Genomic DNA, 26227 nt, shown 5'->3' on the forward strand with positions numbered 1-26227 from the left:
TCAGCGCGTCAACCTGAAAAGCATGCCGCTGCGCGGCATGTTGTCGACGGCCCGCCCCAGGCCCTCCAATCGGGTCATGAGCCCTTCAGGTCCCCGCGTTAACGTGAACAAGCGCTCGCCGACCTGATGACGCCCCAGCGCGTTTTCGGGACCAAACTTGTAGAACTTGATCACGAGCGACTGTCCCTCGGGGGTTGCCGTGCAAATGATGCGTCGATGGGTCTGGTAGCCATCGCCGTTGAGCGCGCAACTGGTGGCCCCCGCGGAAGGCCCGAGCACCAAGGTGTGGTTGATGAATGCGGCCACCCCCTCGGAGGGCGTCGAGCCGCCGATGCGGCCGAGCGATTCTTCCCAGACGTAGCGACCGTGCCATGCGGAAGAAGACGCGGTGGACGAAGCAGGGCGCGCAGCGGCTGCGCCCGACCCCGAGGGAGCCGCCGCAACGGCCAACGGCGTCACCGCAAAGTCGCTGCCTCCGCGCTGCGCGGGCCACATGCCGATCTGGAACAGCTGGCGCTCCCCGCAGGCGTTCACGCTCCAGCGTTCGAAGTGGCCCCCACGCGAGTTGGCAGACACGGCGGGCTGCACCGGCACGTAGCCGCGCGGCATCACCTCCATGCGCACCTCGGACAGCGTTTGGCAACCCTTGACCGTACGAACATGGCCTGCGATGCGGTTGAGGATGTCCGTTGCGAGTTGAGAGCTAGCGAGCGTGCGCCCCGTTGAGGCGACGTGGGTCCTCCCTGGAGAGGGTTGGCTGGACGCGGGGGGCTGCTGGGCATGAGCCGCCGTGCTCCAGACAACGAGCGCGCCGGCCCCGACGGTACCGGCAGCAAGGCGAGCAAGGTTCATCGTCGAATCCCTCCATTCGAATGATCTCGTGGCCCAGGATTGGGCTGTCAAAGATTGCGGGCCCTCTACACGGGCGCGTTGTCTGCATCGAACGCAACGCTCTGTCGGCGATTTGCCTGGAGGGGGCGTGCGGTTTCCCGGCCACCTCATGTCCGGCGCGGCTGGACTTTCAGCCGAAAAACCGCGGGAAAACCTGGGGGTCGACCAGAAAACCCCTTTAATTTCAACGACTTGCATCGCCAGGTCGACATGGCACACACGTTGCTATTCCAGAGCGCATCCCCGAGACAGAGGACGGAGACAACCATGCGACACATCCCCTTGCACAGCACTTCCACGCGGCCTGCCGGTTCGCGGCCTGAGCGCCCGCGTCCACACCCGCCTCTGCCCCTGCACTGACAAGCGCCGCAAGGCCAACGGCCCGGCTTCGCCGGGTCGCGCCGCCGCATGGCCATCCCGTCGCGCGCGAGCCCGGCCACCCGCTTCCCGCTTTTCTTCCCTGCAACCAGAACCACAACGGAGACCGAGAAAATGACCGCAAGACCCGAGATCGAGACCCGCTTTGCCAAGGCGAAAGCACCACTGCGCATCAGCACCCTGCTGGCCACCCTGATCCTTGCCGCCTGCGGCGGCGGAAGCGACGGGGGCGGTGGATTCATACCGCCCATCGCCGGCGGCGGCGGTGGTGGTGGCAATCCCACAAACCCCGGCAACCCCGACCCGGGCACGCCGCCGGCCGGGGCGACGCTGAAAGTCGGTGTGCTGTCGTCGCCGCCTCAGCTGGTGACCGGGGACGACGCACTCGTCGAGCTCGAGTTGCTAAGCGAGCAGTCGCCCGGCAGTCTGTCGGTGACGGTCGACGGGCGCGATGTCACGGCTGCCTTCGCGCCCAACCCCGCGAATGGAAGACTGGTGGGAAAGGTCACGGGACTGAAGACCGGCGCCAACGAACTGGTCGCGAGCTACGGCGGCTACAGGGCAACGCTCGCATTGACGGCCTATCCGATCACCGGTCCCGTGATCTCGGGGCCGCACGAGGAGCCCTTCGTGTGTGGCTACGAGACCTTCACGCGCATGGGCGGCCAGAAGCTCAAGTCGCTCGACGACGGCAAGTGCTCGGTCGAGACACGTGTGGACTACTACTACCGGACCACCGCGGGCACCAACACGCGCTTCGAACCCGGCAGCCTGAGCGCCTATCCGGCCAACATCGCCTACCTCACGATCGACGGCAAGCAGGTGCCGTACGTGATCCGGCTGGAGAGCGGCACCATCAACCGCGGCCTGTACCAGTCGGCGATCCTGCACGACGTGCTCAACGAGCCGCCCCCGTCCCCGACCTACCGTACCGCGGGCTGGAAAGGCGGCCTGATCTATCCGCTCGGCGGCGGCTGCCAGGGCGGCTGGTTCCAGCAGGGCAATGACTTCGGCACGCTGATCAATCCGACCTACCAAAGCCGCGGGCTCGCGGTGACCACTTCCACGCTGAACGTCTTCGGCACGAACTGCAATGACCTGCTGTCGTCCGAGACCATTGCCATGGTCAAGGAGCGCTTCATCGAAAACTTCGGCGCGCCCACCTACACCATCGGCACCGGCGGCTCGGGCGGCTCCTACCAGAGCCACCAGACCAGCGACAACTACCCCGGCCTCTTCGACGGCGTGGTGGTAAGCCAGGTGTTCGCCGACGTGACCTCGTCCACGATCTTCAAGTTGCATGACTCGCGTGTACTGAACAACTACTTCAACGACCCGGCCACCGCGGCGCTGAACTACACCGTGGCCGAGAAGCAGGCCATCTCGGGCTACCTGCAGATTGGCAACATCCCCAACATGAGCGGCAGCGCCGGCCGGCTCGATCCCACCGTGTCCTTCCCCGCTGGCGTGCCGGTGGAGAAGCGCTACAACGCCGCGACGAACCCGACGGGTGCGCGCGCCACGGTGTTCGACCACACCGTGAACGTCTACGGCAAGACCGCCGAAGGCTTCGCGCTGCGCCCGATCGACAACGTGGGCATCCAGTACGGCCTGAATGCGCTCAACGAGGGCAAGCTCGGCATCGACAAGTTCATCGACCTCAACGAGCGCGCTGGTGGCGTGGACCGCGACATGAATCGCACCACGACGCGCACCGTGGGCGATCTCGATGCGCTGACCCGGGCCTACCAGTCCGGACGCATCGTCAATGGCGCGGGGGGACTGGCCTCCACCGCCATCATCGACCTGCGCGACTACAACGACGGCACGGTGGGCGGAGACATCCACACCAAGATCCACTCTTTCTCGATGCGGGAGCGGCTGCGCCGCGCCAACGGCAACATCGACAACCACGTGATGTGGACCAAGGGCGCGGGCAGTGCCGAGGCCTTCGATGCAATGGACGTCTGGCTGCGCGCCACCAAGGCAGACCGCTCGGACCGTCCGCTCGCCCAGAAGATCGCCGCCGCACGGCCGGCCGACTTGAAGGACGCGTGCTGGAACAACGGCCTGAAGTACACGGAAGAGCAGACCGCCTTCGGCGCGAGCGCGTGCAACACCTTCTACCCGGCCGGCACGACGCCGCGCATGGCCGCTGGCGGCCCGCTGACCGACGACATCGCCAAGTGCCAGCTCAAGCCGCTGAACCCCTCGGACTACCGCGTGTTCTTCACGCCCACGCAATGGGCCCGTCTGACTGCCGCTTTCCCCGATGGCGTGTGCGACTGGACCAGGCCGGGCGTAGGCCAGCAGCCCCTGAGCGGTACCTGGCTGTCCTTCGGCCCCTCGCCGTTGAACCTGCTGTTCGACGTCACCAAGCAGATCACGCCGTCGATGCTCTGACGTCGCTGACTGGACCTGCACAGACCGCCGTCGACCTCGCGGCGGCGATCCGTGCGACCTCTTTTCTTTCCACCGGAGCCATTTCCTTGAACCGATCGATCGTCAAACGAAGCCTTGCCGCTCTTGCCGCGGCCACTGTGTCCCTGGGCGTGCACGCGCAAGATTTTCCGGGCGGCAAGCCCATCACCATCGTCGTGCCCTTCGCCGCGGGTGGCCCCACCGACCGCGTGGCACGCGACCTCGCCGAAGCGCTGCGCAAGCCGCTCGACGGCGCAACGATCGTGATCGACAACGCCGCCGGCGCAGGCAGCACCATCGGCAATGCGAAGGTCGCCCGCGCCAAGGCCGACGGCTACACACTGCTGCTCACGCACGTCGGCATGGCCACCACCCCCGTGCTCTATCGCAAGCTGCCCTACAACTACGAGACCGACTTCGAGTACCTGGGCATGATCAACGACGTGCCGATGACCGTGATCGGCAAGCCGCAGCTCGAGGCCAACAGCTTTAAGGAGCTACGGGACTGGATCGGCAAGAACGCCGGCAAGACCAATCTTGGCAACGCCGGCATCGGCTCGGCCTCACACCTGTGCGGCCTCTTGTTGCAGAGCGAACTTAAGGCAGAGATGACCACCGTGCCCTACAAGGGGACGGCACCGGCCATCGCGGACCTGCTCGGCGGCCAGATCGATCTGCTGTGCGACCAGACCACCAACACCACAGGCCAGATCGAAGCCAAGAAGGTCAAGGCCTATGCGGTCACGACGCTCAAGCGCCTGAGCACACCGGCACTGAAGGATCTGCCCACGCTCGACGAGTCGGGCCTGAAGAGCTTCCAGGTCACGATCTGGCATGGGCTGTATGCGCCCAAGGGCACGCCGGCGCCGGTGCTCAAGAAGCTCAACGACGCATTGAAGGTTGCGCTCAAGGACGCGGAGTTCATCAAGAAGGAGGAAGGCCTGGGCGCGGTGGTCGTGACCGACAAGCGCGTGGAGCCGGCGGAACACAAGAAGTTTGTACAGGCTGAAGTCGCACGTTTCGGCCCGGTCATCAAGGCTGCGGGCGTCTACGCGGATTGATGGACCCCGGTGATGTACGAGAGAACGCCGATGCAGGGTAATTCCGCCTCGGCGAATCACGAGCGCCTGCGTACGATCGTCTGCTGTTTACCTATTCCCGCAGCCCTCCGCCCCCCACTCTCGTGTCAATGCTGCTTTCGGCAGGTCGTGCCGTGCTGAAGCTGTCCGCACCGTACCGCCATGGCTTCGCCGGCTCCCCCGACGATCTGCGAGACCAGGCCGTGCTTGCGCGCTTCAAGGGCGCGACAGTCATCTCGACCACAACCCGCTGGCGCCGCTGGGCCGCGGTAGGGGCGTGGCTGTGCCTGATCGCCGCGGGTGGTGCGCTGGCGTATCTGATCGGAGAGCGCACGGGCATCCGTGCACTCCAACAAGGGACGCTGCACCGGCTCGACATCTATTCCACCAGTCTGCGCAGCGAGCTCAGCCGCTACGAGTATCTGCCGCAGGTCGTTGCACTCAGCCCGGACGTGCTCGATCTGCTGCGTGCGCCGACCCACCGGACCCTCCAGCTCGAAGCGAATGTGTACCTCGAGACGGTCAATGCGCATGCGCAGGCCTCCGCGGTCTACGTGATGGACACCACGGGCCTGACGCTCGCCGCCAGCAACTGGAACCAGCCAGGCAGCAGCTTCGTGGACATGAACTTCTCCTACCGCCCGTACTTCAAGGACGCGGTGCGCGGCATGCCCGGACGCTTCTATGGGATCGGGACGGTCAGCCGTGAGCCCGGCTACTACTTCTCGCACGGCATCGTCGACGGCAACCGCCAGCTCGGCGTGGCCACCGTCAAGGTCAACCTCGACAAGCTCGATGCCGCGTGGTCACGCTCCACCGACAAGGTGCTGGCCATCGATGGGAATGGGGTGGTGTTCCTCGCATCCGAAGCGGCCTGGAAATTCCGCGCCTTGCGTCCGTTGTCGAGCGAAACCCTTCAGCAGCTCGCCCAGACCAGGCAGTACACGGAAGCAGGCGCGCTGCGCCCCATCGACATGCGCGAGCATCGACCGCTGTCGGGTGGTAACGCCATGGTGGTGCAGTTGAACGCCGATGGGCCGCGCCGCTCCGCGACGCAAGAGCCTTTCGGACCCGATTACTTGCTGGACAGCCGCCCCGTCGAAGGCACGGACTGGAAGCTGATCATCCTGTCCGACATGAAGCCGGTGCACGCCATCGCGCGCACATCGGCCGTGGGCACGGCATTCGCGCTGGTGTTCCTTACGCTCCTGGTGTTGTACATCCAGCAGCGCCGACGCATCGTGCACCAACGGCTCGCGGCACGAGAGGCCCTGCAAGGTGCCTACGACGAGCTCGAACAGATGGTGCAGGTCCGTACCGAAGCACTGAGCCATGCCAACGAACACCTGCAGACGGAAATCACCGAACGCCAGCGCGCCGAGGACATTCTCAAGAGCACGCTGGACGACCTGGTGCAGACCGGCAAGATGGCCGTGCTGGGCCAGATGTCCGCGGGCATCACGCACGAACTCAACCAGCCGCTTGCCGCGCTGCGCACGTTGTCCGCCAATGCGGTCGTTTTTCTGGAGCGCGGACACACTGAGCAGGTCGATCTCAACCTTCGCACCATCTGCGACCTGACAGACCGCATGGGCCAGATCACCTCGCAGCTGAAGAAGTTTGCGCGACGGTCGACCGTCCAGCTGCAATCGGTGGCGCTGGCCGACACCGTCGCCGACGCGCTGTTTCTGCTCAACCAGCGCATCCGCCAAGAGCGCATTGCGTTGTCACAGGAGATCGAACCCGGCCTGCGTGCCCTGTGCGAAGGCAATCGGCTCGAACAGGTGCTGGTCAACTTGCTGGTGAACGCCTTCGACGCCACGGCCTCCGCGGGCGTCGATCCGCGCTGCGTGCGCGTGGTGGCGCGCAGTACACCCGACGGCGTCGTGCTCGAAGTTCACGACAACGGCACCGGTATTGCGCCGGAGGTCATGCCACGGCTGTTCGAGCCATTTTTCACCACCAAGGAGCAAGGCCTCGGATTGGGCCTCGGCTTGGCCATCTCCGCCGGCATCGTGCGCGACTTCGGTGGCCTGCTGCGTGCCGCTCGCAGCGATCTCGGCGGGGCGGTCTTTTCCGTCACGTTGCGAAAAGCAGAGGAACGGACAGATCATGATTGAAACGCGCAACCTCGAGGTTCTCTATGTCGAAGACGATCCGCCCGTGCGCTTGGGCAGCACGCAGGCGCTACAGCTCGCCGGCATTCGCGTCACCGGCTTCGGTTCGGCGGAGCAGGTACTCCAGAAGCTGACGCCGGGCTTCGCGGGCGTGCTGGTCACGGACGTCAAGCTGCCGGGCATCGATGGCCTGGAGTTGCTTTCGCACGCCCTGAAGCTCGATCCGAGCCTGCCTGTGATCCTCGTGACTGGCCATGGCGACATCACGATGGCGGTGCAGGCCATGCGCCTGGGGGCCTACGATTTCCTCGAAAAACCTTTCTCTCCCGACCAGCTGACCGAAGTCGTCCAGCGCGCGCTGGACAAGCGCGCGTTGAGCCTGGAAGTCGAGCATCTGCGGCGCAGGATCGCGGGTTTTGAATCGATCGAGGCGAAGCTCATCGGTCGCTCCTCGGCCATGCACAGGTTGCGCCGTCTGGTGCTCGACGTGGCCAACTCCGATGCCGACGTCCTGATTCTCGGAGAGACCGGAACCGGCAAAGAGCTCGTGGCGCGTTGCCTGCACGATTGCAGTCGGCGCAAGGAAGGCAACTTTGCGGCCATCAACTGTGGCGGCATGCCCGAAGCGCTGTTCGAAAGCGAGATGTTCGGCCACGAGGCAGGCGCCTTCACCGGCGCCGCGAAGCGGCGCATCGGCAAGATCGAACACGCGCGCGGCGGGACGCTGTTTCTCGACGAGATCGAGACGATGCCGAATGAGCCTGCAGGTCAAGATGCTGCGCTCACTGCAGGAGCGTCAGTTCGAGCGCCTGGGGTCGAACGAACTGCGACCGATGGACAGCCGGGTCGTCGCCGCGACCAAAGCCGACCTGCTTGCTGCCGCGCGCGAAGGCAAATTCCGAGACGACCTCTACTACCGGCTGGGCGTGGTGGTGTTGAACCTCCCGCCGCTGCGCGAGAGACGCGAGGACATTCCGATGCTGTTCACGCACTTCGCCATGCAGGCTGCGCTGCGCCACGAGCGAGAGCTGCCGGTCGTGGCGCCCCACCATCTGGATGCGCTCATGGCGCATGCCTGGCCTGGCAACGTGCGGGAGTTGCGCAACATCGCCGATCGCTTTGTGCTCGGACTGTGGGAAGGCAACGAGGCGACGCGCGGAATGACGCCAGGCGAGCGTTCACTGGACGGGCAGATGGCCCAGTTCGAACGATATCTGATCCACGAGGCGCTCGAGGCGTGCAATGGTTCGGCTGCTGCCGCGGCAGAGCGGCTGGGCGTGCCGCGCAAAACCCTGTACGACAAGATGCGCCGACTGGGTCCGCTGGAAGCGGTCGAGGCGCGCAGAGCCTAAGTGCGCCACGGCCCGACGGCCGTGGTGCGATCGCGGCAGCATCAATTTTTCGAATCGTCAGCATTGTTGCGACCACCAGCGCGAAACGACCGAAAGACCGGCCGTTTCGCCCACTCCAGCCGGCCGCGGCCTCGCTTCACCGTGACCCCGCGAACAGCGACTCTCCGGCAATACGGGAGCGCTTGACGCGAACGAATGCCATCACACCTTGCTTCGCTGACAATTGCGGCATGAGCAACGCCAGCGAAGCCTTCGTACTCGATCCGGAAAGGACCCGCGACCTCGCGCATCTTCTGCTGGATGCCGAGGGTCGACTTCTGGTTCGCGATGCTCGGGAACTCGCGCAGACCACGGCTGAGGAACGGCTGTTGTTCGGGGTACGGCATGGCATCTACGGCTTGCCGACGGTGGAACTGTTGGAGTTTCTGCGCGCGCGTCTTGCCGGCCGCAGCGCGATCGAGATCGGTGCGGGTCACGGGGTGTTGGCCCAGGCGCTCGCCATCCCCGCCACCGACAACCGTCAACAGGAAGAACCAGCGATCCGCGCGTACTATGAATCGATCGGTCAGCCGACGATTCGTTACGGGAATCATGTCGAAAAACTTGATGCCGAGCGTGCCGTCGCCAAGTACCGTCCGCAGGTGGTCATCGCCTGCTGGGTCACGCACCGCTTCGAAGCGTCCGAGCCCCAACGCGGCGGTAGCACAACGGGCGTTGACGAAGCCTCCATCCTCAGAAATTGCGAGGAATACATCTTCATCGGAAACGAGAAGGTGCACCAGCACAAGCCGATCTTGTCGCTACCGCACGAGAGGCTGACACCCCCATGGCTGTATTCGCGTGCACTCAACGGAAGCCCGGATTTCATCGCGATCTGGCGACGAGCGCCTGTCCCCGGCGTGGCATGAGGCGTGTGAAGCCTTGGCGATTCTCAGTGCACACAGCAGGCTTGCCGTGGACGCACAGGACAATCGAGCGAACTGAAGGGCGCAGGAGCAAGGAAAAGGGAGAGCCTCAAGGCCGGGCCGGGCGCCTTTTTCGCTGCGCGCTCGCCCTGGCGGTCAACGCGAGGGAGGATTTTCCTTGGCTCACACAACTCGGACGACGAAGTGGCCGCAGGTGCGCGACTGCAGCTTTCTCCCGAGGACAAGCGGCCTGTGACTGCAGAGATCGCTGCCCGAAACTGCGGGGCTTACAAGGTTTCGACCGAGCGGCGGGCCGCTCGATCGCTCTCACCGTACTGTTGCCCCCGCGGGCGACAATCGCAGGCCTTACTTGGCAAGAAACTCTTCTGCCGACTTGCCAGCCTCCAATGCGGCCTTGAACCAGGCCGGGCGCGGACCGCGGCCGCTCCACACATTGCCGTTCTGATCACGGTACTTCGGTGCAGAGGCACCGGCCTTGCCAGAGAACTTGCGGCCCGCTTTGACCGATACGGCCTTCGGCACACGACCGCGCTTGGCGCCTCCCGCGACACCAAGTTCTGCAGCGGTGAAACCGTACACGGCAATCGCTTCTTTGATCCGAGCAAGCACCTCATTGGATTCCTGTTTGCGCAACTGTTCGGCCTCTTGCTGAAGCTGTTCGATTTGCTTTTGCACTTCGAGGAAAGTCTTTTTTGCCATTGCTTGGTGGTCCTGATAATTTTAAGGCTCGATTTTTATCATAGATATCGACACCTTCAGCCAGTGAGGATTGCGATTTTTCGAAATACACCGAAAGAATCCATATCTTCACACCTCCGGGTTGTGTCCGCGAGAAGGTATGTCCAGCGTTCATGGATGGGTAATCGATCTCACCTGAATTCGGCCTGAATGAGCTTCTCTCTCGCGCGGTGATGGCCGGACACTTGTTGGCGTGGACGCACGAGATCATCTGTCTGACGATCTTCAGGCTTCTGCGACCCAGCTAACTTATTTCTCAATTCGTGTGTTTGAAAGAGCTCATTGCGCGGCAAGAGGGGAAGCTCTGCGATTCGAGAGGCTGGCCACAGCTGACGTTCCGGGTCGTTTACCTGCGCGTGAATTCAATGCGATGCCACAGCAACGTTGCCTGCTGCGCAAGCGTCACTCTCAAGTCTCACCAGTTTCTCAGCTCGGGGCGGCTCGGACTGCTGCTCCAATCGATGGCATTTTTCTGAATCGCCCGCAGCTCTGATTGATCGCCTCACAGTGATCTCCCGATCGGCGTTGACTTCGCAGATGGCCCTCGCCAGCGTCTCATCCGATCGAGGCGGCCTCCGCACGCACAAAAGACACGCACGAAAAAGGGGTTCTGGTTGCAGTCCGCCTACCGGAAATCCCGGCTTTTCGCTTGCTTTCGCGAGCCTCCAGCCTAGAGGCGATGAGATTCTTCACCTTCTTCGCGCTGCTAGATTCCAAGCACCGCCATCAGTTTGGAGGCCAGGAGTTGGCAGCGACATGGGCACGAACCACGCCCGCCAGGCTGAGTCCGTGATCGCCGAGGCCGAGTAGCCAAGCTTCTTCGCGCGTTCGACCACTTTCTCCGGCCGACTCGCCCCACGAAGAAAGCTGAAGTTGCTCAAGCACTTCAGGTCGGCATAAAGGGCAGTTGAATTTCGAGCCCTCAAGCGAAGGTGTCGTGGAGAAACCGGACGGTCTCGGCCCTGGCCAGGCGCATCTGGAAAAAATCTACAGCACACCGGCCTGCTCGCTCACGACCACCCAGTCATCCTGCGCGACGTGGGAGGTGGTCTCCAACGGTGGGACGGTGGGAGAGGCCGCTCGTTTTTGACCGCCTCGATACTTGTTGTGCGGTCGCAGCAGCCGCCCTCCACGCGGTGGGGGCCCGCAAGCAGTCGAAGCACACCCCTGTCAGATCGGCCGGTTGTCCTGAACGGCCATACGCAGCGGCTTGGCCAGTACGAAGGTCGGCTGCGGCACGCTGAGCGGCCGGCATCCGGTGCGCGGTGCGGAGTCGGGCGCCGGTCGCCGGTCGCCGGTCGCCAACGACACATTCATTCCGTTCGGTGGTTTTCGACCAGGACCGGGCGCAACACGCGTCCGGCCCCAGGCGTGCGGCGTTGCGCTCGAGCACGAGCGCCATGGTCTCACCCAACCTTTGGCTCGGGCAGCATAGACAGGCTCTTTTCCTCCAATGACTGCACCTCGTTGGCCAACTGCTCCTAGATCGCCCACCGGCTCTAGCAGTTCGAACTTGACCGAGTGCCTAGCCAAAAGCCGCGTCAGGTGTTCTGTGTCACTCGTGGCGTGGGCCGTTCGCACCGTCATTTCGACGCAATCACCTGCCGACTTCGAACGCATAGCGTCATGGCACCAGCGCGAGGTTAGAGCGCTGACGCCCGAGCGCCGTGCCAGAAGCCACCCCGCCATCTGCAGCATCAGTCGACGCGCGCCGAAGACGATCGCTGGCGCATGTTCTACACGCGCCATCAGCTCGAGCTTCGCATGGTAAGTGTTGGACAGCTGCGCCCACTCGTGACCGTCAGGGCGCAAGCCATACGCCTGCGCCCGGCTTCCACGCAATGGTGCGTCGAAGCGCCGGCTCAGTCCCACGCGCGGTAGCGCCTTCACCTGCCCCAAGGTCTGGCAACCCAGGCTTGCCAGTGTGGCTTGGTGCGCGGCGACCTGCGTCAGTGTCTCGAACAGCAATGCATCCAGCAGTTGCGCCAATAGCTTCGTAAAGCCGTTGGACAGGCCCGCTCGCGCGGGGTGCGAGCGGGCCAAGCTTGTGGCACCCGCAGCGAGGTGTCGCACGCCAAGATCGGCGCACTCTTCGCGCACCACTTCACCAACCGGCGAATGCCGCCAAAAATGCGCAGGCTTTGCTCGCGTTCCATAACAACGCCGCAACACGATAGAAGCGCTTCAAGGACGGCAACGCGCGGGGTGAACTGCAAGTACTCGGTGGTCAGACTGTCGAGCGCCTCAGTGCGCGGCTTCGGACCGTCCGGCAGCTTGTGCGGGAGCAGTGCTGCCCACCGCATGGGAGAACTCTCTGAAATGGCGCGCCGCGATCAAACGACTCGGGTGTTGCAGGCGAGGCGTGAGGATTTCTGCCAGACCTCCGGGGATCGACGGCAGACGCAGTTCCGTATCGTGCGACGGCCCTTTGCGCTTGAGCAGCTGTATTCCCAGTTCCCAATCGATGCCGAATCGCGCCTGCAGGCGCAGCGGCGCAGCCGAAGCTTCATGCGCGGCCGCAGCTGGTCGAAAAAGGATGATCGGCGCGTCGCAGCTCTGCGCGGACACCTGCAGGCGACGGATCTGTTCCTGGCGAGCCTGCGGCACCCACCCCAGCACCATGCCCGCTGCGTTGGCCTTCAGCAGCTGTTCGATCGCCCACAGCCGCTCCATCGGCTTGTCCGCGTGAATCCATACCAGATGACGTTCGTCGAGCCCCAGATGAACAAGCCCTGGAATATGCGGAGCCTTGGGAGGTCCGACCACCACGATCTGCTTGCCTTCCAAAATCAGTGCACGCATGGCGGGCGCGAAGAGCCGCCATTCCAAAACCGTGGCCTGCGCCTGGAGAACCTCGGTCAACGAACCGCAAGGCCAGCCACCACCAGGCAGTTGCGCATCCAGGGCCTCGAAGCCACTGCTGAGGATGCGGGTCACGGGGCTGCCCAGGGCATCCCCCCGCCAGATCGCGGATTCCACCGCGTGCGGAAGTACCAGCGGGCGGCCTTTCGGGTCGCGCGACGCATTGGAAGCAAACGGGGTGGGGGGCGCGTCGTCGCCACTCACCCACGACAGGGAGGCAACCATGTGGACTCCAATACTGTATAAAAATACAGTATCCTGGAGCCTCTGGCCGTTGAGCAAGGAGGTTTACAAATTTGGCGGGTTTCCCAGGCGGTGGACAACTGCCTTACCGTCCTATGCGTTGTCCCCGGTCAAAGTGCGTGCGGACGACACTGAACTTTCGAGAACGCGCCAGTCAAAACGCGCAGCTTGAGGTCGGCCGTCCAACGGAACTCAACGATCCCCGCGACGCGGACGCGGTCTCCCCCGCCTGCTTCGCACAGCTCTTTACGCATACCAGCTACGACGACGAATGCTGGACAGGCCGCTTTGCAAAGCATTCAACGAGCAGTTCTCCCGTCGCGGAAATGTGCTGCGTCAGGAGCTTGCAAGCATTCGCGACGTCACCCTGCTGGCACATTGCCAGGAGTTCCCAATGCTCCTGTTGAGAGCGATCGCGATGTGAGGTGAACTCCCACGTATAGCGAAGATAGCGCTCAAAGCCCAGGCGCAGGGTCTCGACCATGGTCAATGTCCGAGGGCGATCGGCAGCGGCGTACAGCCCGCGATGAAAGCGGGCGTTCAGCGAGATGATCCGATCCACGCTCGCTTCACCGTCCAGTTCTTGGAGCACACGCTTGGCCACCTCGAAGTGGGCGTCAGTCAGTCGCGGGATAGCCCACGCAAGGGCCTGCGGCTCCACCAGGCTTCTTAAGCGCGTCATCTCTTCCGCCTCAGCAGCGGACATTGTCGCCACGCTGACTCCCCTGCGTGGCTCGGCGGCCAGGAAGCACTCGCGGATCAGATCCTTGAAGGCCTCCCTGACGACCGTCTGGCTGACGCCAAAGCGTGACGCCACGGCATCCTGTCGCAAACGCTCGCCCGGCTTGAGCCGACCTTGAATGATCTCGACGCGCAATGCGTCGACCACCGCCCCCGAGGTGGAGCGATCACCCAGAACCTGGTCTGCGAGTGAGGCTTCAACGTAATCCATAACTGTTCTCCTGTCAGGGATTGTACGAATCCGAGATCAGTTTGACGATTATCGATAATCGATTATATTTGCTCGATCATTCACTTTCCATCAAGGTTGCACATGACGCTCCGCCTTTCCGATTTCGACGCCGTGACTTTCGACGTGTACGGCACGCTGATCGACTGGGAACCCTCGATCGCCAAGTTCCTGACCCGCTGGGCGAACGACAACGGCGTCGACGCCGACGCCAATACCCTCGTCATGGCCTTCGACGGCGCCCGGGCGGCAATCCAGAAAGAACGCCCGGCCCACCTCTACCCCGAGGTGCTGAACAGGTGCTTCGATCGCATCTGCGCGCAGTTCGGCGTGGCCGTGGATCCCGACCTGCGGCGTCAGTTCTCTGCGGCGCCCCACACTTGGCCCGCGTTCGCAGACAGCCATGCCGGACTCAAGCGCCTGCAAGCGTCTACAAAGGTCGGCGCGTTCAGCAACATTGACCAGGCGTCGCTCAACACCTCGTGCGACAACTTGGACTTCCGCTTCGACCTGGTGGTCACGGCACAGCGCGTGGGCGCCTACAAGCCGGACTGGCCGCATTTCGACACCGGCATCGGCGACCTGATGCGCATGGGCATCCCGCGCGAGCGGATCCTGCACGTTGGTCAGAGCCTGCGGGCAGACATCACGCCGGCCAACCGGCTGGGCATGCGCTGCGCTTGGGTCAACCGTCCAGGCCGGCTGCTCGGTTTGTCCGGCGAGGGCGCGGCCGAGGCCAAGCCCGACCTCACCGTATCGAGCCTTGCCGAACTCGTGGCCGCCCTGACTGGCGCCGTTCAACCCGCAGCCGTATCGGCCTCCTAAGGAACGTTCGAATGAACACCGCCATCCATTTCGTGTCTCGCGTCCTGTTCGGCGTCGTTGGTGCAGCGCTGTTGGTAAGCAGCGGTGCGGCGCTCGCACAAAGCACCGACCCCATCCTGGAGCGCATCAAGGCCAAGGGCACGATCACGCTGGGCTACCGCGAGTCGTCGATTCCATTCTCATACCTCAACGACGACAGGAAGCCTGTCGGCTACGCGATGGACCTCTGCTTAAAGGTAGTAGACGCCGTCAAGCAGCGGCTCCAGCTACCTGCGCTCAAGGTCGACTACATCGCAGTGAATCCGCAGAACCGCATCGCGCTCGTGGCCAACGGCACCGTCGATCTCGAATGCGGCTCGACGGTCAACACGCTGAGCCGCCAAGTCCAAGTCGACTTCAGCGCGCCGCACTTCATCTCCACCACCCGGCTGTTGGTCCGCAAGGGCGCGGACATCAAGGAGGTCGAAGACCTGAATGGAAAAGCGGTGGCGCTCCCCATCAACACCACGCCGGAGCGCCTGATCAAGGCATTGATCGACGCCAAGAAACTGAAGGTTCGCATCGTCCCGGTGAAGGACAACTCGGAGGGCTTCCTCGCCCTCTCGACAGGGCGGGTCGACGCCTTTTCAACCGACGACATCCTGCTGTCCGGGCTGCGCAAGAGCGCACCGGTGCCGCTTGACTACGAGGTGGTCGGCCGGCCGCTCTCATTCGATCCGTATGGCCTGATGATGCAGAAGAACAGCACCGTGTTCCTCAGCCTGGTCAATGCCACCATCGCGCGCAGCGTCCGCTCCGGCGAACTCAACGCGTTCTACGACAAGTGGTTCACACAGCTGGACGTTCCGATGTCAAAGGATCTCGCAGCAGCGCTGAAACTGGCCGCGCTTCCCGAATGAATCGGCGCGCGCGCGACTCGTGATGAACTACGCATGGAATCGGAGGGTCCTCTTCGAGGACCCCTACGCCGGATGGCTGCTGTCCGGGCTGCAGGCGACGGTGCTGATCTCGCTCGCCGCCTGGGCTATCGCCGTGACGCTCGGTCTCGCCTTGGGCGTGCTGGGCTCACTGCCAGTTCGCGCGAAATGGCTGGTGACCGCCTACGTCTCGGTGTTCCGGAATGTGCCGCTGCTGTTGCAACTCTTCATCTGGTTCTTCGTGGTACCAGAGCTGTTGCCGAGCGAGGCCGGACGGTGGCTGAAGCGGGATCTGCCGATGCCGGAACTCTGGACGGCCATCGCTGCGCTGGGGTTGTTCACCGCGTCGCGGGTCGCGGTCCAGGTCCGTTCTGGCATTGCCGCGCTACCACACGGTCAGCGGTTCGCCGCCTTCGCTAGCGGGATGACCTTGACGCAAAGCTATCGCTTCGTCCTGCTGCCGCAGGCGATGCGGCTCGTCCTGCCACCGCTGACCTCCGAATTCCTTACCGTCTTCAAGAACTCGGCACTGGCGCTGACCATCGGCGTCTTTGAGATGACCGCGCAGAGCCGCCAGATCGAGAGCTACACCTTCAATGGCTTCGAGGCCTTCACCGCCGCCACCCTGGTGTACCTGACGATCGCGCTCTGCGTGACCGCAGGTATGCGGAGTCTGGAAAAGAAACTGACGATCCCCGGCACCCAGGGGGCGCGCACATGAACGCGACATTCGATGCCTCGGTCATCCTAAAGGCCTGGCCCTTCCTGCTCGAAGGCCTAGGGCTGAGCCTGATGCTGACCCTGGTCGCGATGGCGGGCGGCCTGGTGCTCGGCCTGTTCCTGGCACTGGCGCGGCGCTCTCGTCACCGCCTGCTCGCCGGTGCGGCGGCGGCGTACGTAAACGGCTTCAGGGCCGTGCCTCTGATTCTGGTGATCTTCTGGTTCTACTTCTTGGTACCGCTGATCGTCGGCAGGCCCGTGGGCGCGCTCACGTCGGCCTTGATCGCCTTCACGCTGTTCGAGGCGGCCTACTACTCCGAGATCATTCGCGCGGGCCTGCAGAGCGTGCGCATGGGCCAGTGGCAGGCGGCCGCAGCCTCGGGCCTGCGACCGGCGCAGGCGCTGCGCTACGTGGTGCTGCCTCAGGCACTGCGCAACATGATGCCCGTGCTGATCACGCAAGCCATCGTCCTGTTCCAGGACACCTCGCTCGTCTATGTGATCTCCCTGCGGGACTTCATGACGTCCACCAGCATCGTGGCGAACCGGGACAACCGCCTGGTCGAGATGTACCTGTTCGCAGCGCTCGTCTATTTCGTGCTCTGCGCATCCCTTTCACTGGCGGCCCACCTGGCTGCCAAGCGCAGGAGCACTGCATGACTTCCCAGAAAAAGAACCTCGAAGCGCCCATGATCGAAGTAGCCGGGCTCCACAAGGCCTATGGGTCGGTCCCCGTGCTCAACGGTTGCGACCTGACGATCCGCCGCGGCGAGGTCGCGGTGATCTGCGGCCCCTCCGGCTCAGGCAAAAGCACGCTGATCAAGTGTTTCAACGGGCTCGAGCCGTTCCAGCGGGGCAGCGTGCGTGTCGACGGCGTTGAGGTGGGCGCGGCGACGTCCAATTTGAGCGAGCTGCGCAGGCGTGTGGGCATGGTGTTCCAGCACTTCGAGCTCTACCCGCACTTGACGGTGCGAGAGAACCTCTGCCTCGCGCCCATGAAGGTGCTCGGCCGATCGCGCGATGCGGCGCAGCGCAAGGCCAGCGAACTGCTGAGCCGTGTAGGCCTGCCGGGGAAGGTCGACGCGTATCCCGCTCAGCTCTCCGGCGGCCAGCAGCAGCGCATCGCGATTGCTCGTGCGCTGGCAATGGACCCCATCGTCATGCTCTTCGACGAGCCGACCTCGGCCCTGGATCCAGAAATGATCGGCGAGGTACTCGCCGTAATGTTGGAACTCGCCCAGGACGGTATGACGATGGCCGTGGTCACCCACGAGATGGGTTTTGCCCGCCGCGCCGCGGACCGCGTGATCTTCATGGACGCCGGCAAGGTGGTGGAGAACACCTCGACGGACGCGTTCTTCGCCTCTCCCACAACCGAGCGAGCGCAGGAGTTCCTGTCGCGCCTAGTCTCCCATTGAGTGCAGTGTGCAGGAGTACACCATGACCAGACACGATACCCAGAGAAACCCGAGCCCCGTCCTCACCCACGAATCGCTGGGGCCCATGCGCGTGCCGACATTCGACGACGTCCGCTCGGCGTCCGAGCGCATCAGCGCCTATGTGGTGCGCACGCCGCTCGTACGATCACCAGTCCTCGATCACATCGCGGGCGCGCCGGTCTGGCTAAAAGCCGAGAACCTGCAGGTCACGGGATCGTTCAAGGCGCGCGGCGCCTTCAACGCCGTGCTGCGACTGAGCGAAGCAGAACGGCAACGGGGCGTCGTGGCCTATTCCACCGGTAACCATGGCCAGGCCATCGCTTGGGCGGCACGCTGCCTGGGCGTCCCTGCCACGATCGTCATGCCTATCGATGCGCCGCGTAACAAGGTCGACCGAGCGCTTGCCCATGGCGCCCGCGTCGTGCACTACGACCGGCGACACGAAAGCCGGGAAGCGATTGGAATGCGATTGCTGCAGGACTCCGGCGGCACGCTCGTTCCGCCAGGCGATCACCCCGACGTGCTGGCCGCACAGGGGACAGTCGCTCTGGAAGCGCTGGACGCACTGCCTCCGGCGGCCAGAGAGAACCTTGGCACCTTCGCCGCACCCTGCGGCGGCGGCGGATTGCTGGCGGGTTGCGGCCTGGTGTTGAACGCCCTCCAGCCGGACGCGCGGATTGCCGCCGTCGAGCCTTTCGGCTTCGACGACACGGCGCGCTCGCTCCACAGTGGAAGGCGCGAAGTCAACGACCCAGCAGCGCACTCGCTCGCAGACGCCCTGCAAGCCGCGACGCCGGCAGAACTGCCGTTCGAGATCAACCGTCACTTCTTGAGCGAGGCATGGTCCGTGACCGACGAGGAGATCGGCTGCGCTATCCGCTTCGCGCTGACCGAACTGCGCATGGTGGTCGAGCCCGGAGGCGCGGTTGCACTAGCGGCCGTGCTGGCTGGCCGGCTCAAGCCCGGAAGCAAAGACACGCTCGTGGTGCTGTCCGGCGGCAACGTCGACATGACGTTGCTGGCCACGCTCATGCGCGCCGACGACAGGCGTGGCCCCGTTGAGCGGCCGTCATGAGCGCGGACGCACGCATGCAGACCGCATCGTAGCGCGCGCCGTGCGCACCCTCTTATCGCAACAGCAACAGCAACAGCAAAGGCAAAAGCAAGCCATGAAGACCATCGAAGAGAAATTCCTGAAGCTGGGCATCGACAACGCGCCTGGTCAAGAAGTACGCCAGGATCGCAACGGGGCCGGTGCCGTGGACCCCGACGAGATCCTGCCCGGTGCTGCGGTTGACTTCTCGCATGGTGACGTGAATGTCACAGCGTTTGAACCCACGCCGGGCGCGCTGGAGGCCTTTATTGACGGCGTCCACCGCGGCGGCTCGCAGGCCTACACCGAGTACCGCGGCGATGCGGCCATTCGAGAAAAGCTCGCGCACGATTTGACCGCCTTCTCGGGGCAACCCGTCTCGGGCTCCGAACAACTCATCCTCACACCCGGAACTCAAAGTGCGCTGTTCCTGGCCGTCGCGGCCACCGTGACCGCAGGCGACAAGGTGGCAATTGTCCAGCCTGACTATTTCGCCAATCGCAAGCTGGTCGAGTTCATGGGCGCCGAGATGATCCCAATTCGCTTGGACTACCTGATCGGTTCTGCACAGGCCGGCCTGGACCTGCAACAGCTCGAATCGGCTTTCGCCCAGGGCGCCAAGGTCTTCCTTTTCTCGAACCCTAACAATCCCACGGGCGCGGTCTACTCCCGCAGCGAGATTGAGCAGATTGCCGCGCTCGCCGAACGTTTTGATGCCACTGTCATCGTCGATCAACTCTATTCCCGGCTTCTTTACGCGGGACAGCCATACACTCACCTTCGCGCCCATTTTCCGGCGACTGACAACGTCGTCACCATCATGGGGCCGTCGAAGACGGAATCGCTGAGCGGCTACCGGCTCGGCGTGGCGTTCGGCAGCGCTTGCATCATCCAGCGTATGGAGCAACTCCAGGCGATCGTTTCGTTGCGCGCACCCGGTTACTGCCAAGCCGTGCTGCAGACCTGGTTTTCAGAGCCCGCCGAATGGCTGGCTGACCGCATCGAAAAACACCAACAGATACGCGACGCCTTGCTGTCGATATTTCGGGCTGTCGAAGGCGTGGCGGTCCGCACGCCACAAGCGGGCAGCTATCTGTTTCCTCGGCTCCCTCCACTGCGCACGCCTCTGAAAGCCTTCATCCGTGAGTTGCGGCTGCAAGCCAACGTCACGGTTACGCCTGGGACCGAGTTCAGCCCGCACGCCGGTGACAGCATCCGCCTCAATTTCTCGCAAAACCATCAAGCAGCGGTCGCGGGGGTCGAGCGCATCGCGGCCATGGTCGAAAAGCATCGCCTTTGATGATCCACCTGACGCCCACGCCATGATCAGAAAAACCTTCAAGAGCGAATCGGCACCGCCGCCCGCCGGCACCTATAGCGTGGCAATGCAGGCAGGCCACCTCGTATTTCTCTCAGGCCAAACACCGCGCGACCGCTACAACGTGAGGCATGGGGACAAGCCCTTCGTCGTGCAGGCAAGGATGGCGCTCGACAACCTTGAGGCGGCCGCGAATGCAGCAGGTTCAAGCCTGCGCGATGCAGTAAAGGTTGGCGTGTTCCTCAAGGACATGGCTAACGCACAGGCCTTCGATGAGATCTACGCGAACTACGTCGGTTCCCCATCACCAGCCAGGACCTTAGTTCAGTCTAGCTTTAGCATCTTTGACATCGAGGTCGACGCCATATTGGCGCTGGACAGCGTACGCTAGCTTGCACTGGTCATCACAACATCTTCGAATTGCCGGTGCGTTGCACACAGAGCAACGTCAGCGTCACATTTAGGCGATGCTCTGCATCTGCGCCAGTGAGCCCATGGCAGGTTGGTGCACGCAGTGAACGCGTCGTCGAGCGCGCAATGCCCATCGCGGTCGTCGACGCACCAGGGCGAGTGCTCTCGGTGCGGGCCGGCGCTCAGATCAGCTTCTGGTCCGCCATCGATGGGGTCGCGCGGATGCACCTCCCGTCTTGCCTAGCGGGTTGGCGTTGGCATGTACATCCTGGGTTTCGAGGAGGGCGAGGCTGAGCGAGCCGTTGCAAAGTCTGCTTGTACTGCTTTAGGATTCCAGCGGGCGTGGCTGCCTGCCACGAGTTCATCCACCGTGGAAAGGAGATAGCGATGGCACGAATCGATGAAGGTCTCTTTGAGGCGTGGGCAGTCTCCGAGAACCTCTTGCACGAGGCGGTGCGTCAGATCCGCGGGGAGCTTCATTGAGTGCTTTGAATGAGTTGGCCGAGCTCAAGCTGGAGGCCAACCAGCGATTCATGGCGCTATGGAACGCAGGGGCAACTCAGCCGCTTGCACTTCGACAGTCGCTGCACTGATGTAGGCAAGGTCGGACCTCGCCTGCTTCGCGCGTCCCCGAAAGGCTGCCGCTGTTCGGGCGTGTCCTTGCCGCAGAGGCGTACCTTCACCGGCGCACAGCTTCCCGCGGCGCCGCAGCGCGCGGCGACGGTCTCGCCGTCGCTTATTCCGACGACGAAGAATCTCCGCACTTGGCCGCGCCAAAGTGGGGAAGGGCAAGTAGCACCGGGGTGCACGGTCCCTGCCTGGAACAGGGATTCAAGGTGCCTCGAGATTCTTTTCGACGTCAAAGTTCCAACGCTCGGACGACTGTCCGGCCGTGATGCCTCGTGGCATCACGCGCCGGTAAGCGCGATGCCCGGCGCCCGCTCTGCGCACAAGCGAACCCGGGGACTTCCAAGTTCAACCCTCGGAGTTCGTGCATGCGGGGAGCTCGTTGTCTGATTCTTCGCTACTACGCCTGTCGCGCGAAGCGCGGGCTTTGCTTCTACTGCCAGCGGCCTATAGGCCGCGACGTTACGGCGGACGAACCGACGGCCCGCAGGGATCGTGGCCCTGACAGACACGAGAACATCGTCGCGGCTTGTCGGTATTGAAATCTTCAGTGCCATGCGCGATTCGGTCCCCACGCCCCTGACGCTCCCCCTATGGCTTTTACGTGCTGCTGATGTCGGCTGCGGGGCTGTGGGGCCATCCTTAGTCGGACAACTCGGCTCTGTAGCGCGCAGTCACAATGGCGCGGCCAACGGCTATCCACGCGTGGTGTCTTCAAGCCGGGGCCCTCGTCCCCCGGACAGCCGCCCCCCCGGCCTACCGATCACGATCGCGCAGCACTGGTAGTTCTTTCGAGCCTCCTCCTTTGATGTCGCGCATGCATAAGACCGAGATCGATCGAAAGACCGGGCAGGTGATTTCCGACAAGCGGTCCGTCGTCCCGCTCGAAGAGCAACCTTCGCGCGCTGGCTGACATGCGTGCACGAGGCGAGGAAGACGATCGAGTTGCCCACAGCCGACCTGATGGCGGCAGATCCCGCTGGTGAAGGCGGTGCGCCTGAGGCCGAGGAAGATGCTGTGCAAGCCTGAGGACTACCGCCGTGCTCACGGCCCAAGGGACCGGGCCAGTCCACGCAATCGGCACGGCGGCACCTGTCTCTTGTGAAGAGATTTAGAAGCCTCGCCTTTCGCCGGCCGCGCCGTCCGGCTTGTGGAAAACTTCGAAACGTGTGCCTTTCTCTTCCAGTATCTGACCACCTGCAGCCGAACTACGGACATGGGCGTCGCGGGCGCCAGGCAACATGACTGCGCGCTGCTAGCCGTCAGTCCTTTGAGTCGGTCGTTTGCCGGCCTCGGCCTACTTTTGACCGAACATCGATCCCGGAAAAGCTCCCTGTATCCAAATACAGGAAGCATCGATGTCTGACGACATCAAGAAAACTGGCCTCGACCGAAAACTGATTTCGCCGGGCGAGGAATACGAAGTGAGAGCCTGGACCGAGAGCTTGCAGTGCACAGAAACCCAACTGCGCGATGCCATCAAGGCTGTAGGCAACTCGGCGGACAGGGTCCGTAAATTCCTTGCCGGGAGGCGCTGGTGAACCCTCTGCGTCGTATTTCGCTGCATGTCGACGAGCCTGACCCCGGTCACTTCCATTGGGTGCTCATGGAGGAAGGCACCGATGCCTTTACCTGGGCGGAGCTGTCTTCCAGTAAGGAAGGCTACGACATGTGGATCGATGCCTGGAGACAAGGTTCGCGCGCTCTTCTCGCCTTGACCGAAGACCAGACGCAGGGACCACGCTCGCAAGAGCTTGCCATGCCTTCATTCGCTGATCCAATGGGTGCAAGAGGGCGAAGGCCGTGATTCACTATTTAGCGCTACGCGCTTGGCGCGCAGTGGCGGCCAACTTCCGTAGAAGTCAAGCTCTCAGATGAAAGAAGCGCACTCCTACGAGGTTGTAAGAGTCGCGTTCATAAAAAGAACTTCGCGACATGAGTTGTTCGCGACGGAGCATGCCCACATGCATGGGGGCTCAGAACTGCAAGCTCGGCTCACTGCGCAAGTTGCTTGGGAGGCTGAATGCGAACGGGTCCGCAAAACTATAAATCCGCCGGTGGGCTACCCCAGGCCCGCAAAACGGCCTCAGTTGGGCCGAACAAGGCGCCTTAAAGATGTCCGTCGGCAGTGAGCGTCAAGTTATTCAATCTTGACCGACAGCAGGTGCACGCCTCTCCCACTGGTAAGTGATAAATGTTATACGCCGCTTTGTTTGAGAACACAATCTGGGACGGTGCCGAGCCGAAGGAGGTTTTCACATGGCGAATGAAGAAGAAACGATTGCCACTTTGGAGGAGCGGATCTCCAAGGCTGTCATGGACTGCGAAGCATGGAGGCGGACAGGGATCAGTGAGAGCTATATGGAAGCGTACGATCTGGTGGAAGCCTTGCAATTGCAGCTTCGAAGATTGTTGCGCCTTCCTGCTGCCAGTTAGCCTGACAGGCTCAAGCACTCCCGCGTTCGGCCTTGGGGTCAATCGAAGTCCCGCCCTAAGCAGCCGGTCGCGAGGCCGCGAGCCCATCGATAGATGCAAGAGCGACCCTTCGTCAATAGCGCAAAAACGGAAATGGTGAAGGTTTAATGGCGCGCAACGCGAACGTCCGATGGCGCCTGCCTCCGATCGAAGATGGCCACGGCGTACTAGCCGCTAGGGTTGACTGGCGTTCCGTAGTGCGTCTTGGCGCAACGCAACGCAACGCGCGGCGAGCATCGGGTCAGTCGTCCCCATCCATGCGATGGCACGCTGACGATGTAGCCGGAGAAGCTCCTGGCGGTCGAATCGGGGCGCTATGTCACGCTGCGAGGATCTGTTGTCGAATGGCTAGTAACTTGGATCGGACTGACTCAGAGAATCGGTTAGCGTCGCGCGGTCGGACGCTCACTCACCGAGCGCCAGTGATCCAACCGAAGCAGGATGGCAACAGCTGCAACGCATGGGATGGGGACTGGCCAGAGTCCTCCAGCACAGCACGCCGTTTTCGAACTGATGTAGAACGACAACCCACTGCACGAGCTTGTTGCCTAGGTGGGTGGCGCGCTTGAGGGCACGTGGCTGGCCACGCCGGAAATTCTCCAACGGCTGACCGTCATCGCGCTGGCTGCAGGTTACGCAACCGGTATTTGATTTGCTAAGCACGCCTGCCGTGCTTTTCCGTCAGGTACACGCCCAGCAGGGCTGTATTCCGGCTGACACGGACTCGGCAAGACATGTGTGGAATCTAGAGCCGCAGTTGCTGACCGTCTGGGACAGACAAAGCATCAGCCTGAACGGAGGGAAAGTCTTCGTAAGCGTCCGGCGAAGGCATGTTGAGTTTCAGAAGCGCTTCTTTGCTTCTGGAGGCCACTGCCGAGCCAAGGCCGCTGGGCTTTGGCGCATACTTTGTCTCTCAGGCGACGCGAGACGATTCCGCCATCACCCGCTGCGACCGGCGCTACGCCGCAGCATGCTGGAGCGATCCATATGCGTGGCTTCCTGCTGAACAATCGCGACGAACTCATTCAACGATGCAAGGACAAGGTTGCGCTGCGGCCTGCGCGTGGTGCCACCCGTGAGCAGTTGTCGAATGGCATCCCGATGTTTCTCGACCAACTGACGCGCACGCTTGCGGCCGAAGATGACGGTGACGCCGCTGGCGGTCTCCGCATATCCGGTCCGTCAGGAGGCGACGCGGCGGCGCTCTCGGAGATGGGAGTTTCGGCAACCGTCCACGGTGGGGAGCTGCTGGGGCTTGGCTACACAGTTGACCAAGTCGTTCATGACTATGGGGACCTGTGCCAGGCCATCACTGATCTAGCCGTCGAGCGGGACGCCCCGTTTTCAGTCGAGCAGTTCCGCACGTTAAACCTCTGTCTGGACAATGCGATTGCCGACGCGGTGACCGAGTTCGCTGCCCAGCGCGACCTGGAAGTGGCAAGAAGACAAGCCGAGGAGGAGAACCAGCGGCTGGGCTTTCTCGCACACGAGTTGCGCAACCACTTGCACGTAGCCAAGCTCGCGTTCGCAGCTTTGGAGTCGGGCAGGCTTCCAGTTGGTGGTTCTACCGGTGCGGTGCTAAAGCGCAGCCTTGGCTCGATGGAGAGTTTGATCGACCATTTGTTGGCAGCCGTCCGCGACGCGGCGCGCGCGCCCTTGCATCCGCGCATCTTTTGCCTTGCCACCTTCTTAGCCGATGCCGGCCGCGTTGCCGAGCTCTATGCAACCGACACGGGTTGCACACTCCGGGTTGCCGAAGTGGACGCCAATCTTGCGGTTGAAGGAAACCGCGAATTGCTGTTGGCGGCACTTGGTAACTTGCTTCAGAACGCCTTCAAGTTCACTCGGCCGAGCACCGAGGTTGCGTTGCATGCGCATACGTCCGGTGGATGGATCAACATCGGCGTGGAAGACTGCTGCGGCGGGCTTCCAGCAGGTGGGGTCGACACAATGTTCAAGCCGTTCCAGCAGGGCTTTAACGACAAGCGCGGACTTGGATTAGGCCTATCCATCGCTCAGCGCAGTGTCGAGGCCGACCGTGGGCAGTTGACCGTGCAAGACTTGCCCGGCAAGGGATGCGTCTTCACGATGTGCCTGCCGCTTCAAACGCTGGCGTAGCCTTTCGTTGGTCAATGCTTCGAGACCTCGTATCCGTCGGCGCGAAGCATCTTGTCCCCGTCCGGCTGATAGGGTCGCCAGCGATGCGGCAGAAGTTCGTCGATCCGGTTGGCCGCCTGGGTCGACAACCGCTCCAGCACATCGTGCAGGTAGGCGTAGGGATTAAGCCCGTTGAGCTTGGCCTCGCCGGCTTCCATCCAAATCAACTCAGCTTTGTTGACATCCGTGTCTTCGCCTCGAAGACTCGGGATTCGATTGATTCTCTCTAGTAGCAGATCTTGCAGCTGCTCGGCAGTGTGGGTGAATT

The 26227-nt window shown here is 63.0% G+C and carries 21 protein-coding genes and 3 pseudogenes; 17 read left to right on the forward strand and 7 right to left on the reverse strand.

Features of this window, described 5'->3' with window-relative positions:
- Window positions 1-852, reverse strand: coding sequence for a DUF5991 domain-containing protein (locus ACHMXE_RS05425; RefSeq protein ID WP_209542308.1), 852 nt, complete (start codon window positions 850-852; stop codon window positions 1-3).
- A gap of 531 nt (window positions 853-1383) precedes the next feature.
- Here ACHMXE_RS05425 and ACHMXE_RS05430 point away from each other — a divergent pair.
- From ACHMXE_RS05430 to ACHMXE_RS05450, 5 genes and pseudogenes are all read left to right on the forward strand, one after another.
- Entirely contained in the window at window positions 1384-3672 is a 2289-nt protein-coding gene (locus ACHMXE_RS05430) for a DUF6351 family protein (protein WP_209542309.1), read from the forward strand.
- A gap of 86 nt (window positions 3673-3758) precedes the next feature.
- Window positions 3759-4751 (forward strand): tripartite tricarboxylate transporter substrate-binding protein, encoded by a 993-nt coding sequence (locus ACHMXE_RS05435; RefSeq protein WP_395347151.1) that lies wholly within the window; start codon window positions 3759-3761, stop codon window positions 4749-4751.
- 152 nt (window positions 4752-4903) lie between these two features.
- Entirely contained in the window at window positions 4904-6889 is a 1986-nt protein-coding gene (locus ACHMXE_RS05440; protein ID WP_209542310.1) for an ATP-binding protein, read from the forward strand.
- Window positions 6882-8238: pseudogene (locus tag ACHMXE_RS05445) on the forward strand (sigma-54-dependent transcriptional regulator). Before ACHMXE_RS05440 ends, ACHMXE_RS05445 begins: the two are co-directional and overlap by 8 nt.
- Window positions 8239-8468: 230 nt before the next feature.
- Window positions 8469-9146, forward strand: a complete 678-nt coding sequence (locus tag ACHMXE_RS05450) for a hypothetical protein (RefSeq protein ID WP_203206403.1) — start codon at window positions 8469-8471, stop codon at window positions 9144-9146.
- Between the two features lie 363 nt (window positions 9147-9509).
- On the opposite strand, the gene ACHMXE_RS05455 is transcribed toward ACHMXE_RS05450, so the two are convergent.
- From ACHMXE_RS05455 to ACHMXE_RS05475, 5 genes and pseudogenes are all read right to left on the reverse strand, one after another.
- Window positions 9510-9863 (reverse strand): H-NS family nucleoid-associated regulatory protein, encoded by a 354-nt coding sequence (locus ACHMXE_RS05455; protein WP_203206402.1) that lies wholly within the window; start codon window positions 9861-9863, stop codon window positions 9510-9512.
- 786 nt (window positions 9864-10649) lie between these two features.
- A pseudogene (locus ACHMXE_RS05460) lies at window positions 10650-10828 on the reverse strand (PHP domain-containing protein); the annotation flags it as partial.
- Between the two features lie 244 nt (window positions 10829-11072).
- Window positions 11073-11945, reverse strand: a complete 873-nt coding sequence (locus tag ACHMXE_RS05465; RefSeq protein ID WP_395347153.1) for a hypothetical protein — start codon at window positions 11943-11945, stop codon at window positions 11073-11075.
- A gap of 201 nt (window positions 11946-12146) precedes the next feature.
- Window positions 12147-12989: a translesion DNA synthesis-associated protein ImuA gene (gene imuA / locus ACHMXE_RS05470; protein WP_203206400.1), complete on the reverse strand. Its 843-nt coding sequence runs from the start codon at window positions 12987-12989 to the stop codon at window positions 12147-12149.
- Between the two features lie 277 nt (window positions 12990-13266).
- The gene (locus ACHMXE_RS05475; protein WP_203206399.1) at window positions 13267-13959 is read right to left on the reverse strand and encodes a GntR family transcriptional regulator; all 693 of its coding nucleotides are present in this window, start codon (window positions 13957-13959) and stop codon (window positions 13267-13269) included.
- 102 nt (window positions 13960-14061) lie between these two features.
- Here ACHMXE_RS05475 and ACHMXE_RS05480 point away from each other — a divergent pair, with 102 nt between their 5' ends.
- From ACHMXE_RS05480 to ACHMXE_RS05535, 12 genes are all read left to right on the forward strand, one after another.
- The gene (locus tag ACHMXE_RS05480; RefSeq protein ID WP_395347156.1) at window positions 14062-14802 is read left to right on the forward strand and encodes an HAD-IA family hydrolase; all 741 of its coding nucleotides are present in this window, start codon (window positions 14062-14064) and stop codon (window positions 14800-14802) included.
- Window positions 14803-14813: 11 nt separating this feature from the next.
- Window positions 14814-15701 carry an amino acid ABC transporter substrate-binding protein gene (locus ACHMXE_RS05485; RefSeq protein WP_395347157.1) on the forward strand — a complete coding sequence of 296 codons (888 nt, stop codon included), beginning with the start codon at window positions 14814-14816 and terminating at the stop codon, window positions 15699-15701.
- Window positions 15702-15723: 22 nt separating this feature from the next.
- On the forward strand, window positions 15724-16440 hold the full coding sequence (locus tag ACHMXE_RS05490; RefSeq protein WP_395347159.1) for an amino acid ABC transporter permease: 717 nt from the start codon (window positions 15724-15726) through the stop codon (window positions 16438-16440).
- The gene (locus tag ACHMXE_RS05495) at window positions 16437-17099 is read left to right on the forward strand and encodes an amino acid ABC transporter permease (protein WP_395347161.1); all 663 of its coding nucleotides are present in this window, start codon (window positions 16437-16439) and stop codon (window positions 17097-17099) included. The genes ACHMXE_RS05490 and ACHMXE_RS05495 overlap by 4 nt, the downstream gene beginning before the upstream one ends.
- Window positions 17100-17128: 29 nt before the next feature.
- Window positions 17129-17857 carry an amino acid ABC transporter ATP-binding protein gene (locus ACHMXE_RS05500; RefSeq protein WP_395347439.1) on the forward strand — a complete coding sequence of 243 codons (729 nt, stop codon included), beginning with the start codon at window positions 17129-17131 and terminating at the stop codon, window positions 17855-17857.
- Between the two features lie 22 nt (window positions 17858-17879).
- Entirely contained in the window at window positions 17880-18953 is a 1074-nt protein-coding gene (locus ACHMXE_RS05505) for a threonine/serine dehydratase (RefSeq protein WP_395347163.1), read from the forward strand.
- 94 nt (window positions 18954-19047) lie between these two features.
- A complete protein-coding gene (locus tag ACHMXE_RS05510) occupies window positions 19048-20271 on the forward strand; it encodes a pyridoxal phosphate-dependent aminotransferase (protein WP_395347165.1) in 1224 nt (407 codons plus the stop codon).
- A 22-nt stretch (window positions 20272-20293) separates the two neighbouring features.
- On the forward strand, window positions 20294-20680 hold the full coding sequence (locus ACHMXE_RS05515; protein ID WP_395347167.1) for a RidA family protein: 387 nt from the start codon (window positions 20294-20296) through the stop codon (window positions 20678-20680).
- 2005 nt (window positions 20681-22685) lie between these two features.
- Window positions 22686-22868, forward strand: a complete 183-nt coding sequence (locus ACHMXE_RS05520; RefSeq protein WP_395347170.1) for a DUF3606 domain-containing protein — start codon at window positions 22686-22688, stop codon at window positions 22866-22868.
- Window positions 22865-23134 (forward strand): hypothetical protein, encoded by a 270-nt coding sequence (locus tag ACHMXE_RS05525; RefSeq protein WP_395347173.1) that lies wholly within the window; start codon window positions 22865-22867, stop codon window positions 23132-23134. Before ACHMXE_RS05520 ends, ACHMXE_RS05525 begins: the two co-directional genes overlap by 4 nt.
- 452 nt (window positions 23135-23586) lie before the next feature.
- Window positions 23587-23763 (forward strand): hypothetical protein, encoded by a 177-nt coding sequence (locus tag ACHMXE_RS05530; RefSeq protein ID WP_395347176.1) that lies wholly within the window; start codon window positions 23587-23589, stop codon window positions 23761-23763.
- Window positions 23764-24789: 1026 nt separating this feature from the next.
- Window positions 24790-25920 (forward strand): sensor histidine kinase, encoded by a 1131-nt coding sequence (locus ACHMXE_RS05535; protein WP_395347180.1) that lies wholly within the window; start codon window positions 24790-24792, stop codon window positions 25918-25920.
- 11 nt (window positions 25921-25931) lie between these two features.
- On the opposite strand, the pseudogene ACHMXE_RS05540 reads toward ACHMXE_RS05535, so the two are convergent.
- A pseudogene (locus ACHMXE_RS05540) lies at window positions 25932-26102 on the reverse strand (transposase domain-containing protein); the annotation flags it as partial.
- Window positions 26103-26227: the final 125 nt, after the last annotated feature.

This window comes from Variovorax sp. UC122_21 (genome assembly GCF_044056785.1).
Lineage (GTDB): Bacteria > Pseudomonadota > Gammaproteobacteria > Burkholderiales > Burkholderiaceae_C > Variovorax.